The organism is Actinomyces sp. 432 (assembly GCF_009930875.1).
Lineage (GTDB): Bacteria > Actinomycetota > Actinomycetes > Actinomycetales > Actinomycetaceae > Actinomyces.
In genome coordinates, this window is sequence record NZ_CP025249.1 from 2,643,481 (window position 1) to 2,660,256 (window position 16,776).

Sequence of the window (16,776 nt, forward strand, 5' to 3'; positions counted from 1 at the left end):
GCATGCATCGCGGGCTGCGACCGACGCCACCCTCCACGTCCACAAACCATAAGATCCTGATAACGAATCACACACTTTTCGCGCGCCCCTACCCCTTGTACCGTCTGACGCCGCGGCGAAATACTGGAGCGGCACGCACCCCGAATCAGGAGCCGCCTCATGGCCAAGAACACCGGTAAGAACGAACCCACACCCCACTCCAAGTTCCACTGGTTGCTCATCACACTGGCGGTAATCCTGGGCATACCAGGCGTGATCGGGATCTACATATGGATCTCCAACCACATCGTGAGCTCGGTACGGATTCCCGTCATCCTGCTGATCTTCCCGCTATTGCTCTTCATCGCCATTGCAGGCGTCATCGACGACGCCATCATCGAAAAGGCCCCGCAGCTGGTGCGGAACAAGGACCGGTACCTGCTGGCCCAGAAGCTCGGGCACGACCCCATCACCGGGGCGCCCCTGGGGCCACCCCTCAACGTCGGCGGCTACGCCCCGGCACAGGGCAGCGGCATCCCCGGCACAGCGCCGTATGGTCCCGGCCCGCAGTCACAGGACCAGGCGGGTATGACGCCCCAATCGGGATACGGGCAGGCTCCGGCCAACCAGGCAGTGCAGGGATACGGACAGATGCCGGCGGGCTCACAACCCGCTGCGCCCGGTTACCTATACGGCCAGACCATGCCGGCACAGCCGGACGGCCAGGGGCAGGCGGGTCAGGGCCACCCGGGTCAGGGATACGGGCAGTCCGCGCCGCAGGGGCAGCCGGAGGCGTATGGTCCCTATGGCTACGGCGCCCCCACGGCGTAGGTGGCGGCCCCGAAGCAGACGGGTAGTAGTCCCCAGGCAACGCCATTGCCGCGTGACGAGATCGCGACCAATACTGGGGCAGTAACCGATGTCCCGCACTCAGGAGCCTCCTCGTGGCCGCAAACCAGTCGACACAAGTCCCGCCCCGCTCTAAGTACTTCGGCCTGATGTTCTTCCTCGCATGCGTCCTCGGGATTGCGGCGGCGTTCGGCATGTACGCATGGATTTCCAGCCAGGCAACCCACCCGACACGCATACGCGTGATGGTCCTGATGATCCCCTTCACCATCATGCTGTACGCCGTCACGTACATCGATAAGCAGATCCTCGCCAAGTACCCTCACCTGGTTGGGGCGAAGTACCGCGAGCGGCTCGCCGCAGAGCTTGGGCACGACCCGATTACCGGCGCCCCATACCCGCCACTTTATGAATCCGGATCGGCGAATCCGCAGCCCGATGCGCAGGGCTACGGGCAGGTACCCGCATACGGCGCTACGCCTCAGGCGCCAGGCCAGGGCACGGGCCAGGCCCCAGCAGCCAACGCGTACGGTTCATACGGTTCATACGGGAACACCTCCGGCAACCACCCGGCCACGCACTGAGCAACGGCGGCGCTTCCGCCTGGCTGCACGCGAACCACGCCGCGCGCTACCGCCCGCCAGGTCGCCGGGATGGTGTCTGACGGCCTTCCAGCAACTGCTCGGCCGCCGCGCGCGTCGCACCCGGTGCCTTCTCCTTGCGCTACCCGGACGCCGTCGAAATGAATCGCCTCTGAGCGCCGGGGCAGCTCCTCACTGTCCCACTTAATACGTCGTTGGCGCAGGCACCTGGGTGCTTCCTAGCGATCGCCGCTTCCGTCTGCATTGACGATCCACTCCCCCACGTCGCCTCGGCCCGCAACTGCCCACGGCAGTTCCAGATGACGCACCGAACCACGTTTGCGGCGCCCGAGGCGGGTCTCGTCGAACCGTTGACAGCCCGGCGTCCGGCGCCTACCCTGCGAACTCGCAGCGCTGCATTTTTCTTGCGTCCGCGCAGAGGAGTCCCTGATGAGTAACTTCAAGCACCCACTGGGCAGAAGTGTATTCGTTTCGTTCGCGCATTCACCGCTTCGCTGACCCTGACGGGAGAGCGAGCGTTGCTAACAGCGAAGGAATCAGATGAGATGTGCGCGAACGACGTACGGGAGACGCTCACTTCCGTCCCACCCTTCACCAACGACGCGTCTGCAGACCCTCAACCGCACCACCAAACACGAACAAGCCCATCACCAAGCGCTCCTCGCCAAGGCGCCCGGCAGCTGTCGGCACCTCGCGCCCCAAGCACGAAGAACCGGTTTGGCCGCCATTTCGCAGGTTCGCCTTTCGCCGGAACGTGGAACCTTGAGCGTTCCCACCCAACCGATCGACGCACTGGAGCTACGGCATCACTAAGTATCGCTGTAACTGGACCAACCCGAACGAGCTGTGAAAAGTGATCAACATGGGAGAAGACAACCGCCGGGCACGTGGACGCCATCCGATGGTTCCTCTGTGGGCTGCGCTCATGGTGGGGCTGGCGGTGGTGGCGGCCCTTCACCTCCTGTATGCCTACATCTACGTGATTGGGCCCGCGCAGCAGGATAAAGAGCTCACCCTCAAGGAACTGCTGACCGGCCCCGATTACTCGCACCAGTTGGTCTCCTCACCACAAGACCTTACAGCCGAGCAGTGCCCGGGCGCCTCGGGGTGCATTGAGGCGTGGCGTACGGACCAGGCCGACTATTTCCGCTTCTCCTCCGCGTCCGCGGCGAGTGCTTGGGCGCAGCAGGCAGGCCCCAAGTCCTGCCATTCCGGGTATCGGGTCGTAGTGAACCGTGGGGTGACCACCCTGGATGGTTGGGCAGCTACCTGCGGACTCATTGAGGTTGAGAACAGCTAAGGGAGTCTTCCGTTGTGGGGTGGCGGGCTAATGGTGGGCGTGCACCCACATCGCCGTTTGCGCGCGCGTTCCGCTAGGTACGGTACGTGGCGCGATGGGCGCTCGGGGCGGGAGATGTGGCCGTAAGTCTCAAAGGGACATCGCGGATCACGGCGGACCGGGTGCGACGGTTCGCGCTTTCCGGCAACGGCTCGTCTGTTCCGACGAACGATTCGCTACTTCCAGCGACGGTTCGTACGCTCTGGCCGGCGGTCCGCATGCCCAGGTTGACAGTTCGTACATTCTCACGACGGTTCGTATGTTCTGGTCGGCGGTCCGTACTCCGGCGCGACGGTTCGTACCTGGTGGTGACGGTTCGTACTGTAGGGGTACTGTGATGTCTCATGACTTCTGGGACTGTTGGATCTCATGACATCTGGGAGTGTCAGAAGTCGTGAGATTCTGGGAGGCCCTGGGTGGGGTTGGGTTGGGGGATGGGCTATGCAGTTTCGCCGTTCAAGCGTCAGCGCATCATTGAGTTCGACTCGCGGGTTGCGGGTGTGAGCGTGGAGGAGTTCTGCCGGCAGGTGGGGGTCTCGAAGTCCTCGTTCTACCGGATCCGTAAGCGGGCCAAGCAGGAGGGGCCGGGGGCGGCGCTGGTCGCCCGTTCCAGGGCGCCGCTGCACCCGGCGCGCCGTTGGGATGAGCGGGTTGATGAGCGTATCGCCCAGGTACGCCGGGAGCTGGTTGCCGACGGGAAGGATGCGGGTCCGTGGTCGGTGTGGTGGGTGCTGTCCGGGGCGGGGGCAAACCCGGCCCCGTCGCGGGCGACTATTGCCAGGCGCATGCGGGCCATGGGGCTGGTGGTCCCGGCGCCACGCAAGCGCCCGCGGGTGTCTTTCAAGCGGTTCACGCGTACCAGCGCTAACGAGCTGTGGCAGCTGGACGGTATCGAGTGGAGTATCCAGGGGCGTGCGGTGACCATCTACCAGGTCATCGATGACTGCTCCAGGGTGCTGGTGGCGCTCAAGGCGGCCTGGGGCGGGGAGACGCATGAGGCCACACGCCAGATCCTGTCCGAGGCGTTCGACTCCTGGGGGCGGCCCGCAGCCATCCTGACCGACAACGGCAGGGCCTTCAACACTCACCGCACCACCGGATTCGGGCGGACAGAGAGGTGGCTGGCCAGCCTGGGGATCCGTCCGATCAGCGGCGCCATCGGTCACCCACAGACCCAGGGCAAGGTCGAAAGCTCCCATAAGCCCCTCCAGCTGTGGCTGGCAGCGCACCCCTACACCACCCTGGAGGACCTAAACGCCGGACTGGTGCACTTCACCGCCTACTACAACACCGAGCGCCAGCACCAGGGGCTGGGAATATCCATAACCCCCATACGCGTGTGGCACCAGGTCCCCCGGGCCCTGCCCAATCCCTCCCCAATCAACCTTGACGCGCTATCCGGGCCTGTGCCGCTGAGCCTGCCGCAGGCTGCCAGCACCGACCCCACCATCACCAGCAGACAGTCCCTGAGCAACGGGACCGTGACCTACAAAGGCCGCATCATCTACGTCGGATCCTTCATGGCCGGCCAGACAATCGAGTTCCGCCAGTACCCCACCCGCCTGGACCTCTACGACCAGGCCGGAACACACTTCGCCGCGATCCCCTGGCCCCAGCCCACCCAGGCCCAGACCCACAGCCGGGCCACCATCAACGCTTCCAAACCACCCAACAGAATCATCAGCAGGCCACCCCGCTCACCCCGCTCCCAACCGTCCCAAAACCCATGAGACTCAACCGTCCCAGAAGTCATGAGACTCAACCGTCCCAGAAGTGTGGAGACAGCACAGTACTGTAGGGGTACGTAGCGTCACCGAAAGGTACGAACCGTCGACCAGAACGTACGAACCGTCGCGAGAACGTACGAGCCGTCATGCGAAGTGCCGAAGCGTCACCGAAAGGTACGAAGCGTTGATGCGAAGTGACGAACCGTCGCGGGAAGTGCCGAAGCGTCACGCGGGGCGCACCAGCGCGCACGACCAGCCCGGTCCCCGCCCCTCGCGGCACCGCACGACCCCGCCGACCCGAGCACGGCCACCACACCGCAGCCCCAGCCCGAACCTCCACACCCGCAAACCCGAAGAGGCGGACAAGCATGGTCCAGGCGTTAAGGCTCGCGGGCGGCGTCGGCGAGTCCTAACGCCCCGAATTCGTGTCAGTGCCGGTCGGTAGCCTGCACCCATGACCACCACGAAGTCAGTCAGGGCGCGCACCTCCTACGTGTGCACCGAATGCGGCTGGACCAGCCCTAAATGGCTCGGACAGTGCCGTGAGTGCCGCGCCTGGGGAACGCTGGAGGAATTCGTAGAGTCGGCTCCGGGTGGAGTCGGTTCCCCCGGACGCGTTCCCGCGGTGGCGACGGCCGTCCGCCCCGCCGCCTCCGCCCGCCCCATCGCGGAGGTGAGCGCGGACGAGGCCCGCGCCCGCTCCACCGGCGTGGGTGAGCTAGACCGGGTATTGGGCGGCGGCGTCGTGCCCGGGGCAGTGGTGCTGCTGGCCGGAGAGCCCGGCGTCGGTAAGTCCACGCTGCTGCTGGACGTTGCAGCCAAGGCGGCCGCCGCCTCCCGCGAGCGCGGGCAGGGGCCGGTGCTGTATGTGACCGGGGAGGAATCAGCCAGCCAGGTGCGGCTGCGTGCCGAGCGCATCGGCGCCATCGATCCAGCGCTGCTGCTAGCGGCCGAGACCGAGCTCGGGGCGCTGCTCGGGCACGTGCGGGACGCCACCCCGTCCCTGCTGATCGTCGACTCGATTCAGACCATCGCCTCCGCCCAAGTAGAGGGCGGAGCGGGCGGGGTCACCCAGGTGCGGGCGGTGACGAGCGCCCTCATCCAGGTGGCCAAGGAGCGCGCCATTCCGGTGCTGCTGGTCGGGCACGTGACCAAGGACGGCGGCATCGCGGGGCCGCGGGTGCTGGAGCACCTGGTAGACGTCGTCTGCCAGTTCGAGGGCGACCGCCACGCCCGGCTCCGGCTGCTGCGGGCGGTGAAGAACCGCTATGGCCCCACCGATGAGGTCGGCTGCTTTGACCTGGGCGAGCGCGGCATTGTCGGCCTGGCCGACCCCTCGGGCCTGTTCCTGTCGGCGGCGCGCAGCGAGGTGCCGGGCACATGCGCCACGGTGACGCTAGAAGGGCGCCGCCCCATGCCGGTGGAGATCCAGGCGCTGGTGGCCGGAACCGCCGCAGGCTCGCCACGCCGCACCACCTCCGGGGTGGACCACTCCCGGGTGGCGATGGCGCTGGCAGTACTGGCGGCGCGCCTGCGGCTGGATACGTCGAGTACGGACGTGTACGTGTCCACCGTGGGCGGGGCGCGGGCGGTCGAGCCGGCCACGGACCTGGCGGTGGCGATCGCGGTCGTGTCCGCCGCCCGGAACCTGCCCACTCCCCCGGGCTGGTGGCCTTCGGGGAAGTGGGGCTGACCGGGGAGGTGCGCGCCACCGTGGGCGTGCAGCGGCGGCTGGCGGAGGCGGCACGTCTCGGCTTCGACCGGGCTATTGTGCCCCTGGCAGGCTCCCAGGAGCTGCGGGGCGTCGACGGCGTCCACATCCTTCCGGTGGCGCATCTCAGTGAGGCCGTCGGAGCCGCCCTGCCACGCAGCTGAGACCACCAGCCGGGCGGGGCCGCTTGCAGGATGCAAGTGGTGCCGCGCTCAGCGCGACCTGTGTCACGGCGGCTGGCCGCCCCGGCGGTTAGCATGATGCGGCACCGGTCCGGCGCCTGCACCAGTGGGCGCGCCCGGACCATTCTCAGGAGAGACCCATGACCGACACCCCAGCCAACCTGCTGCGCGAGACGCTCGCGCTCGTCGCCCCCGGCACCGTCCTGCGCGACGGGCTGGAGCGCATTCTGCGGGGGCGCACCGGGGCGATCATCGTGCTCGGCTTCGACGAGACGGTAGAGGCGATCTCCTCGGGCGGCTTCCGGCTGGACGTCGAGCTGACCGCCGCCCAGCTGCGCGAGCTGGCCAAGATGGACGGCGCCGTGATCGTGGACCGCGCCAATAACCGCATCCGCCGCGCCAACGTGCAGCTGCTGCCCAACGCCTCCATCGAGACCGCCGAGGCGGGCATGCGCCACCGCACCGCCGAGCGCGTCGCGCGTCAGACCGGGCACCCGGTGATCTCGGTGAGCCAGTCGATGCGAATCATCTCCCTGTACGTGGACGGGCGCCGGCACGTGATCGAGCCGAGCGAGGCGATCCTGGCGCGCGCCAACCAGGCACTGGCCACCCTGGAGCGCTACAAGGCGCGGCTGGACAAGATCTCCGGCGGCCTGGACGCCCTGGAGATTGAGGACCTGGTCACGGTCCGCGATGTCACCGCCGTACTACAGCTCCTGGAAATGGTGAGTCGCATCGGCTCCGACATCGACGGCTACGTGGTCGAGCTGGGCACCGACGGGCGGCTGCTCGCCCTGCAGGTGGAGGAGCTGACCCGCGGGCTCATGGCCGAGCGCGACTTCCTACTGACCGACTACCTGCCACAGGGGCTGGACACCACCACGGTGGACGCACGCCTGAAATGGGTGGGCTCCCCCGCCCTGCTGGACCTGGCCATGGTGGCCCGCTCCATGGGCCTCGGCGGCGCCGACGGGCAGGACCTGGACGCCGCCGTCTCACCCCGGGGGCTGCGGATCCTCGCCAAGATTCCACGACTACCGCTAGTCACGGCGCGCGCCGTGGTAGACAACTGGGGCTCGCTGCAGGCCGTGCTGGGGGCAACCGTGGAGGAGCTGCAGGCGATCGACGGCGTCAGCGCGCGCCAGGCCCGCACCCTGCGCGACGGCCTGTCCCGCCTGGCCGAGGTATCCATCGCCGACCGCTACGCGTGAGCGCGCGGTGCGCCTCAGCACCGAAGCGGATACCCATGCTCACCCATGCTGCCGGCGCCTGCTGCGGCCAGTCACCAACCTGAGCGCCCACCCCGCCCCAGGGCGTACCGATAAGCCAGGAGCACCGGTCATTCGATAACGAAGACACGGTCCTCGGTCAGGTCGGCACCGTCCAGCTGGATGCGTACCCGGTAAGTACCTGCGGAGGCAGCGTCTCCGGCTGCGGACGCAGGCGCCTGCCCCGCAGCGTCCTCCGCATCCTGCGCGTCCTCCGCATCCTGCGCGTCCTGCGTCTCCTGCGCCTCTCCGCTCGCGGCGCCGTCGCTGCCCTCGGCAGTCGCCTCGGCCGTAGCGGTCTCGGTAGCCTCCGCAGATGCCTCGCCCGTAGCCGCATCGGTAGCCGTCGGCGTCGCGGTGCCTGACGCCGTGGCGGCGGGAGCGCACTGCGACGAGGCCACATTGCCGTCCCAGATGATGGTGGCGTCTGCGGCATCGCCCGGAGCCACAAGCAGGCGCCGGCTAGTGGGGGTGAAGGGGCAGGCCGTCGACTGCCAGACCGTCTGCTCCCCAGAGGTGATGAGGGCGCCGACGTGCTCACCACCCAGGTCCAGCAGGCAGGCCTCTGAGCCGTTGTTGTTGACCGTCACGTTCAGCGTCATGGAACTACCGCTGGCAATCGAGTCCGGCGACGTGAACGTGACGTCCAGGTCGCCCGCGGCACAGTCCCCGGGGATGGCGTAGGTAGTGGCCACATGCGCGGCAGCGGCATCGTCCTGCGCCCGGATCGTGTTACGGGCCCAGACGGCAGCAGACAGAATTCCGCCGGAGATCCCGGCCAGCAGCGCAACGCCGATCAGCAGTGCCACCAGGCGGCGCAGCCAGTAGCGCGGCCGCTGCGGACGAGCCTGGCGACGACTGTCGGCAAGCCTGCTCCCCCGGCCCCGCCCACCCGGGTATCCAGCACCCGGCCTTGCTGCGGAGCGATTACCCCTGCCACGGCCGCCCCGCTCTAACGGGCTGCCGACGCCGGAGCGCGAGCGCGCCGCCGAGCGGGCGGTCTGCCCTCGGCCGGTGCGGGCCGTGCGCGCAGGGCGGGCGCCCGGACGACCATCCTGGGTGGTCACGGTGCGCTGCGCACGCGCCCGCCCGCGAGGCGCCTGCCTGGAGGCTGCGGGGGAGGAACCGGAACGGGAACCACCACTAGGCGTTCCTGAGCGGCCACTGCCCGAGCGGGGCGGCCTGGCACCGGAGGACCTGGAACCACTGCCTGCAGACGGCGTCCGCCTGGCACCTCCGGAGCGGCCGGACCGAGCGCGACCTCCCGTGCCGCGGCCGCGACCGCCGCCGCGGGAGCCGTCGCCCCTGTTCCGTCCCTGCGCCATAAGGCCGACTGTACCGGCGCCAGCCCCTCTCCCCGGTCACCGCCCCGCCCGGCGCGGCCGCACTGCGACCCCAGTAACCTCCGGCGGGAGGGCCCGCCGCCTGAACGCGAGCGACATCCCCCGCCTCCCCGTACAGCTCACCTCACCGAGCAGTTCCTGCGGGCGTCCCCTCAGTCGTCCAGCTCCAGCAGCATGCGGGTATTGCCCAGGGTGTTGGGCTTGGCGCGGGCCAGGTCGAGGAACTCGGCGACGCCGTCGTCGTGGCTGCGCAGCATCTCCACGAAGATGTCCGTGCCCACGGGGGTGCCCTGAATCTCCTTGAACCCGTGGGCGGCGAAGAAGTCAACCTCGAAGGTCAGGCAGAACACGCGCCGCAGGCCCAGGGCCCGGGCACGGTCCAGCAGGTTGTTCAAGATCGCGTGGCCGACGCCGTGGTGCAGGTGGTCGCGGCGCACCGCCAGCGTGCGCACCTCCGCGATGTCATCCCACATGACGTGCAGGGCGCCGCAGCCGATCAGGCCGGACTCCTGCGCACCGTCGAGCCTGCCCGCTCCCTCCGCGACGGTGAACTCCTGGATGTCCTCGAAGTAGTTGATCAGGTCCTTGCCGATCAGGATGCGCCGCTCCGCGTACGGGCGCACGAGTTCAGCGATGGCACGCGCATCGGCGGGACGCGCCGGGCGCAGCACGGTACGGAAGGCGGCGTCCTTGAAACGCTCGGGCAGCCGAGTGGTGAGGTCGGGCGCGGCCACGGGCACCGGCTGTGATGGCGCCGACGGCGCCGCGGGCGGCCGCGCCGCCGGGCCGCCGCCCGCACCCGCCTCCAACCCGCTCGTGCCGCGTGGCTCACCGCGGTCGGCGCTGGACGTGTTGCGCATGCGGCCCATAGTCACGCTTCTCCTTCCGTGCGGCCAGTGCCAGCACTGCGCGTGCGGTCGCGTCATCAACCACCAGGTCGGTGGCCACGCGCGCCCGCAGCGCCGCCAGCAGGGCGCGCGCCTTGCCGACACCCGCCACCACACACAGTCTGCGGGGAATTCGCGACAGCTGCGCCGGGGTCGGGCCGGTGGCCCGCCCATTGAGGGCGACATCACGCCAGGTACCGTCCTGGCGCAGCATGACGGTGCACACGTCACCGACGACGCCGTCGAGCCGCAGCAGCTCCCGGTCCTTCTCCGTCAGGTGCCCGCCGCTGTACACCTGGCTGGGCAGCGCCGCATTGGGGTCCAGTGAGCCGACGCCGAATACCGCCAGGGTGGCGCGGTCCGCCAGTGCGAGCACGCGCCGCACCGAGCGCTCGGACCACATGGCCTCACGGGTGGCGGCGTGATCGAAGAACGCCGGCACCGGAAAGGCCACTGCCCGCGCGCCAAGCCGTTCAGCGAAATCGGCCAGCACCTCCCCCACATTGGGGCCGTCCCCCTCGGGGGCCGTGGCGCCGTTTAGTTGCACGACCGTCAGTCCCGGCACGCGCCGCCGGGGCAGCGCGGCACACACCTCCGACATGGTGGTGCCCCAGGCCGTTCCCAGCACCCCGTTCTCCGGGGCGAGCATCGCCAATTCCTCCGCCGCCACGGCGGCAACCTGCTCCAAGCGGTGAATCTCCGTGGTGCCCTCGCGCACCGGCACGATTCGGGCGGAGACACCAAAGGTGTCCCGCAGGGCCGCCTCCAGCGTGCCGGCACCCCCTGGGGCGGTCAGGGTGATACGGACAATGCCGTCGGCGCGCGCCCGCGCCAGCAGCCGCGAGACCGTGGAACGCGACACGCCCAGGTGGCGGGCGATTACGTCCATGGTCTCCCCCTGCACGTAATACATCGAGGCCGCCTCGTAGCAGCGCCCCAGGGAAATCGGGCCCGCGGCCCCAGATGTCATGCTCGCCCCTCTCCGGGAAGACCCCGCACATTCACCCATTAGTGCTGCACATTATCGCACACGGGCTCCGGCCCGCACAGTTGCGTGGTTCCGCCGCGCCCCCGCAGGGCGCTACGGAACCACGCACCTGTGCCCGGCCGACGGCTACGCCCGGGAGCCACGCTCCGGCTTAGGCTCGATGCCGGCCAGGCGGGACAGGCCGTAGGCGGCGTGCAGCACCCAGATCGGGTGGACCGTCTTGACGCCGCTGGACTGCTCGATCTGCCAGCGGCAGGTCTCGGTGTCGCACACGGCCAGGTTCGGGTTGACCTCGCGCACGATGTCGAACAGGGGCCCTCCGACCGCCTGGGCGATGTCGTACTTCTCCTTCTTCAGCCCGTAGGTGCCGGCTATGCCGCAGCAGGCCCGGCCGGACTCGACCACGTGGAAGCCCGGCACCAGTTCCATGAGCTCGATCGCCGGCATACCCATGTTCTGCCCCTTGAGCTGGCAGGGGGCGTGGTAGGCGACCGTGGCGTCGATGCGGCGGAACTGGTGCGGCAGCTCACCGGCATCGTCCAGGTCACGCAGGAACTCCGACAGCTCCACGGTCCGCGGGGAGACATCAGCGAGGGCCTCGGCCTCCACACCCATGATCTCGTGGGCCTCGTGCTTGAGCATGCCGGCGCAGGAGCCGGAGGAGGACACGATCGTCAGGTCCTTCCCGGCGGCTGCCAGCTGCTCACACAGCTTGACCACGTTGGCCGAGGCCTGCCCGTACAGGCCGTTGGACTGGGCGGCCAGGCCGCAGCAGCCCTGCTTGGGCACGATCACCTCATAGCCGATGTGCTCAAGCACCTCGATGGCGCGCTTGGAGGTCTCCACCTCGAAGTAGCCGCCGGCACAGCCGTGGAAGAACACGACCGGCCCGCGCGAGCCGGCCGGCACCAGCGTGTGCTCCCGCTTGGTGCGACGGCGCAGCCAGCCGGCCAGTGACTGCGGCTGCGCGTGCGGCATGGGGGCGTCGCGGTGCACGCCGACCGTCTTCTCCATGACCACACGGATGGGCTTGTTGGCCAGGGCGGCGTTGGCCAGCGGCGCGATGGGGGTCATCACCTTGCCCATGAGGGTGGTCTGCGTGATCAGCCGGTCGCGCACGGGCACGGCACTGTTCTGCGCGCGCATGACGGCGCGGGCCTGGTTGTTCAGCTCCGCGATCTTCACTCCCTGCGGGCACACCCTGGTGCAGGTGCCGCAGGAGGAGCAGTAGTCGATGGAGTGGTCCACGCTCTGACCGTTGCGGTAGCGCTCGGCCTGCGGGCCGACGAACTTCGGCCCGGGGAAGAGCTCGGTGACCTCCATGACCGGACACATCGTCTCGCAGATGGTGCACTTGACGCAGCGGTCCAGGCTGGCGCGGGCCAGCGAGTGGGCAGCGGTCTCGACGGCGGCGGCGCCGCTCCTCACGCGCTCCCCACCCTTGCCGGGCAGCGGCAGGTCCCAACGCTGGGCCAGGGTGTCGACGTCGAACATCAGTCCTGCTCCTTGCTCTTCGCGGGCCCGGTGGCCCGTCCGGTTGCGGCGTCCGCCTCCAGGGCGGCGGTGTTGTTGGAAGGTGAGTGCCCCAGCTCAGCCATGACGGCATCGCAGGCGGCCTCGGCCGAGCCCAGCGCTATGCCCTCCCCGGACTTCTCACTCCAGCGCACCGCACCGGCCAGCACCCCGCCGGCGGCGTGGACTCCCGCCAGAGCCGCAGTCCCATCGGGGCCCAGCGGCCGCATCTGCGCATCGACCGCTACCCCGACGCGGAACAGACCCTGCGGGGAGCCCCAGTAGTCGCGGTGGATCAGGTGGCGCAGGTTCTCCTCGCCGTCGGCGCCGGCTCCGGCCAGCGGCAGGCCCAGCACCGTGTCGGTGACCCGCCCGTAGGAGTCCATGGTCAGGGCCCCGGACTCGAAGCCGCCCGCAGCCAGGACGAAGGCGGCGGCGCGGTGCTCGCGGGGACGTCCGGCAGCAGCACTGGTGACCGACACCAGCCGACCGCGCTCCACGCGCGCATCCACGACCCGCGCGCCCATGACCACGCGCACGCGCTCGGCGGAGGCGAGCCGGTCCAGCCGGTGCTCCAGGCGCAGTCCGGGTACCGACGGCGGCACCAGGGGAATCTCCCCGACGGGCGCGCCCAGGCGCGCGGCAAGCTCCTGGAAGACACCCGGGTGGTCCAGCCCGAGCACGGCCGGCAGCAGCACGGTCTCACCGTCGCGCACCTTGCCGGCCAGCAGCCGCACCAGCTGCTCAACCCCGGCGGGCTCATCCAGGGCGCGGGCGTGCCCGACGGCATTAGTGTCGTTCTCGCCCGCGCGGGCCTCGAAGTCGACCGTGAGGGCGCGCGCCTGCACGCGACCGCCCCCGGCAGCTCGGCGCGGTTCAGGTTCCCGGCCACCATGTCTGCGGTGAGGTCCTTGAGCCGGGCCAGGCCGACGACCAGGTAGCGGCCGCCGTCGCGCAGCACGGATGCCTCCATGGAGGGCTGGACCAGCAGCGTGGGGCGCACGGCCCCCAGCGCAGTGGGCAGCCACAGGTTCACGGGCCCCTCACCGCTGCTCGCGGTGGCACCGTCTTCACCCGTGCCGGTACCGCCGGCAGTCCCGTCCGGCCGGGCGGTGAGCAGCTCGGGGCCGACCAGCGCGGCGAAGCGGTCCACGCCGGCCGCGGTGGCCCGCCGACCGATCACCCGGTAGGGGTGCCCCTCGGGCAGCAGGTCGGAGGCGTCGATGGCCGCGTAGGGGTGGGTGATACTGCGGCGCGCGGAGCGTGCCTCCACGTCCGCGCCGGCCCCGGGGCCGGCCGGACCGGCGGCACCGCCGAGCCGCCCCAGCACGTCAATGGTTCCCGGGGACAGGGCCAGTCCGCCCATGCCCTTGGTGACCAGGGTGACGTCGGCTCCGGCCCGCCGTAGCCGCAGGGCCGCGGCGTAGCCGGCGATTCCGGCACCGATGACAACGACGTCGCTGCTCATGCGCGCGCCTCCTGCTTGCCTGAGGTGGCGGCGCGCTTGGCGCCGGCCGGGGCCGCTGCGGCGAGCCGGGGCGCGCCGGCCAGGGCGGCCAGGGCCCGGGCCAGTTCCTCGGGCTGCTGCTCGCCGTCCTCGGCGTTCTCGATCGGGGTGGCCGCGGCGGCTGGAGGGGGCGCGGCCGGCAGGTCCTCGACGTCCAGGCTCCCCTGCAGCATCCAGAAGTCCAGTGCCGCCTCGCGCACCTGCTCGCCGTGCAGGATCGGCCACAGCCCGATCCAGCGGTGCCGCAGGAAGGTGCGTAGCAGCTCCGTGGCCGCCGCGGCGTCGGCCCGGCCCTGGCAGGCCTGCACGCCGGCTACCCGGGCGGCACAGAACCCTCCTTGGCACGGCCCCATGCCGATGCGCAGCTGGCGGCGCAGGTCGTCGAAGGACGCGTCGGGCTGCTCTTCCATCAGGTCCGTGAGCATCTTGCGGGTGACCAGCTCGCACTCGCAGATGACCTGGTTGTCCAGCCGGTCCTGCTCGCGGTCGGCCAGGCGGTGGGTGACGCGGTAGTTGCGTCCGTGCTCGGAGCCGGGAACCGCCTCGGTGTCGGTGGTGCAGGGACGGTCCGTGCCCAGCTCGGCGCATACGGCGTCGACGGTGTTCTTGGCCATCAGCCGGTAGGTGGTGAGCTTGCCTCCGGCCACGGTGATCAGGCCGGCCAGGCCCTCGGCCTCGCTGTGGCGCAGCACGGTCATGCCGCGGCTCATGTGGCGGGTGTCGGTGCCGGCCACGCGCTTGTCGCGCACCAGCGGGCGAGCGCCCGCCCACGCGTGCACCAGGCGCGCCTGCCGGAAGCCGGGGATGAGTACCTCGCCGGCGTCGAGCATCTGGGCGACCTCTTCGCGGGGAATCGGAATATGGTCGGGATCGGGGATGCGGCTGTCGGTGGTGCCGATGATGGACACCGTGTGGTCGGGGACGAGGATGTCGCCGTCGGCGGGGTAGACGCAGCGATTGATGACGTGGTTCACGACGCGGTGATTGACGGCGATCATGATGCCGGCGCCTGCCACGATCTCCACCGCCTCCGAGCCGGCCATCGCGGCCAGGCGCCCGCCCCAGGGACCGGCGGCGTTGACGACCATGGCGCAGGAGATGGTCAGGTCCTCGCCGGTCTTGAGCCCGTGGGCGCGCACGGCGACGACGCGCCGGTCGCCTCCCTCACCCTCAACCACCAGGCCGGTGACCTCGTGGTAGGTCAGCACCTGCGCGCCGTGGGCACGGGCCGAGCGGGCGGCGCCCCACACCATCTGCCAGCCGTCCACGGCGGCGTCGTTCACTGCGAAGGCGCGCTTGATGCCCGGGTTCAGCCGCGGCTCCATCCGCAGCGCCTCGGACAGGCTCAGCTCCTCACAGGCGACGCCGGTGGCCTGCGCGCCGATGAGGAACTGGTCGGAGAAGTCCAGGTCGTCCTCGGGGGTGACGACGAACATGCCACCCGTGCGCTCGATGGCGTCGGCGTGGATGCGGGAGACGATGGCGTTCTCCTCGGCGCACTCGCGCGCGGACCTGGGGTCGGACACGACGTAGCGGCCCCGGAGTGCAGCAGCCCGTGGAAGCGGCCCGAGGTGCCCTGGGCCAGGTCGGCGCGCTCCAGGAGCACCACGCTCATGCCGCGCATGGCGGCATCCCGCGCGACGCCGACGCCGGTGGCTCCGCCGCCGACGACGACCACGTCGGCAGTCATGGCTCTCACTGGGGACCTCCTCGTCCGTCTTGTCCAGGCGGTTGCCTTGACTCATACCTGTGCGGCGCGTTCCTGCCCGCGCCCGGCTTCATGCCTACACGCCTCCGAGAGCTCGTGCACGCCTGGTGCGCAAACGTTCACCTCCAGACACGATTCTTCGCACCTATTCCCTGGCGCGATCACCCAAAAGAGGACTTATCCCCGGAATTCAGAGGATTCTCCGACTTAGCCACGCCTAATTGGCACGTAACAGAGCCGACGCCGGGGTGCGAGCACCCGTGTGACCTCGAGTACTTTCGGACCTGTTCGGGCGCGGCCAGGACTGCGCCCGTTCCTTCGTGCAATGCGAACGGCTGCACGCCGCTCGCCCTACGCATCGAGCACGCTGTCGTGCAGAAAGTGAGCAGGCCATGAGTCTCGCCCAGATCTTCCTCTCGGAGTTCTTCGGGACGTTAATCCTCATCCTCTTCGGTGCCGGCGTCTGCGCCGCCGTCAACCTCCCCAAGTCCAAGGCGCAAGGATCCGGCTGGATCGTCATCGCCTTCGGCTGGGGCCTGGCGGTATTCATGGGCGTCTACGCCGCCTACGCCACCGGCGGCCACCTGAACCCGGCAGTCACCATCGGCCTGGCCGTGGCCGGCAAGGACCTGGCGGCGGGTGTCCCTGCCACCGCCGCGAACATCTGCATCTACATCCTCGCCCAGATGCTGGGCGCCATCGTCGGCGCCGTGTGCGCCTGGCTTGCCTACAAGAAGCACTTCGATGAGGAGGCGCCCGCGGACGCCAAGCTCGGCTGCTTCTCAACCGGCCCCGGCATCCGCTCCTACGGCTGGAACGTAGTCACCGAGGCCATCGCCACCTTCACCCTGGTCGCCTGGGTCATCTACAACGGCAAGTCCCCCTCGGAGCTGGGCCCGCTGGCCGTGGCCTTCGTGATCGTGGCCATCGGCCTGTCGCTCGGTGGCCCCACCGGCTACGCCATCAACCCCGCCCGCGACCTGGGCCCGCGCATCGCCTACGCAATCCTGCCGATCCGCGGCAAGGGCTCAGCTGACTGGGCCTACGCCTGGGTGCCGGTAGTCGGCCCCCTCATCGGCGCCGTCGTCGCCGGGCTGCTGATCCCCAACATGGCCGGGCTGTTCTGACGCCCGCGCCGCCGTCACAACGAAGTGAAACCGAGAAGTGAACAGAA

General features: G+C 69.7%; 11 protein-coding genes and 3 pseudogenes. 7 read left to right on the top strand and 7 right to left on the bottom strand.

Translation table 11 applies throughout. The annotated features are described in order from the left end of the window. The first annotated feature begins 159 nt into the window (after positions 1–159). From CWT12_RS11075 to disA, 6 genes and pseudogenes are all read left to right on the top strand, one after another. Entirely contained in the window at positions 160–810 is a 651-nt protein-coding gene (locus tag CWT12_RS11075; protein ID WP_161924844.1) for a hypothetical protein, read from the top strand. 113 nt (positions 811–923) lie between these two features. Beyond that, positions 924–1,412, top strand: a complete 489-nt coding sequence (locus CWT12_RS11080) for a hypothetical protein (protein WP_161924845.1) — start codon at positions 924–926, stop codon at positions 1,410–1,412. An 880-nt stretch (positions 1,413–2,292) separates the two neighbouring features. Continuing rightward, positions 2,293–2,730, top strand: a complete 438-nt coding sequence (locus CWT12_RS11085) for a hypothetical protein (protein ID WP_161924846.1) — start codon at positions 2,293–2,295, stop codon at positions 2,728–2,730. A 473-nt stretch (positions 2,731–3,203) separates the two neighbouring features. After that, a complete protein-coding gene (locus CWT12_RS11090) occupies positions 3,204–4,499 on the top strand; it encodes a DDE-type integrase/transposase/recombinase (protein ID WP_161923422.1) in 1,296 nt (431 codons plus the stop codon). A 451-nt stretch (positions 4,500–4,950) separates the two neighbouring features. After that, a pseudogene (gene radA / locus CWT12_RS11095) lies at positions 4,951–6,371 on the top strand (DNA repair protein RadA). Positions 6,372–6,529: 158 nt separating this feature from the next. Then, positions 6,530–7,600 carry a DNA integrity scanning diadenylate cyclase DisA gene (gene disA / locus CWT12_RS11100; protein WP_161924847.1) on the top strand — a complete coding sequence of 357 codons (1,071 nt, stop codon included), beginning with the start codon at positions 6,530–6,532 and terminating at the stop codon, positions 7,598–7,600. A 128-nt stretch (positions 7,601–7,728) separates the two neighbouring features. Here disA and CWT12_RS11105 read toward each other — a convergent pair whose 3' ends face one another. The 7 genes and pseudogenes from CWT12_RS11105 to glpA form a co-directional block, all read right to left on the bottom strand. After that, positions 7,729–8,466, bottom strand: coding sequence for a hypothetical protein (locus tag CWT12_RS11105; RefSeq protein WP_161924848.1), 738 nt, complete (start codon positions 8,464–8,466; stop codon positions 7,729–7,731). Positions 8,467–9,152: 686 nt separating this feature from the next. After that, on the bottom strand, positions 9,153–9,860 hold the full coding sequence (locus tag CWT12_RS11110; RefSeq protein ID WP_161924849.1) for an amino-acid N-acetyltransferase: 708 nt from the start codon (positions 9,858–9,860) through the stop codon (positions 9,153–9,155). Further along, on the bottom strand, positions 9,829–10,857 hold the full coding sequence (locus CWT12_RS11115) for a sugar-binding transcriptional regulator (protein ID WP_161924850.1): 1,029 nt from the start codon (positions 10,855–10,857) through the stop codon (positions 9,829–9,831). Before CWT12_RS11115 ends, CWT12_RS11110 begins: the two co-directional genes overlap by 32 nt. 144 nt (positions 10,858–11,001) lie before the next feature. Then, complete coding sequence (locus CWT12_RS11120; RefSeq protein WP_161924851.1) at positions 11,002–12,369, bottom strand: anaerobic glycerol-3-phosphate dehydrogenase subunit C; 1,368 nt, start codon at positions 12,367–12,369, stop codon at positions 11,002–11,004. After that, complete coding sequence (locus CWT12_RS14115) at positions 12,369–13,235, bottom strand: FAD-binding protein (protein WP_237564165.1); 867 nt, start codon at positions 13,233–13,235, stop codon at positions 12,369–12,371. The genes CWT12_RS11120 and CWT12_RS14115 overlap by 1 nt, the downstream gene beginning before the upstream one ends. After that, positions 13,220–13,855, bottom strand: a pseudogene (locus CWT12_RS14755) (FAD-binding protein); the annotation flags it as partial. The gene CWT12_RS14115 and the pseudogene CWT12_RS14755, both read right to left, overlap by 16 nt. Then, positions 13,852–15,593 (bottom strand): annotated as a pseudogene (glpA, locus tag CWT12_RS14405) (anaerobic glycerol-3-phosphate dehydrogenase subunit GlpA). The pseudogenes glpA and CWT12_RS14755, both read right to left, overlap by 4 nt. Positions 15,594–15,994: 401 nt before the next feature. On the opposite strand from glpA, the gene CWT12_RS11135 reads away from it, so the two are divergent. Further along, entirely contained in the window at positions 15,995–16,729 is a 735-nt protein-coding gene (locus tag CWT12_RS11135) for an MIP/aquaporin family protein (RefSeq protein WP_161924852.1), read from the top strand. Positions 16,730–16,776 lie beyond the last annotated feature (47 nt).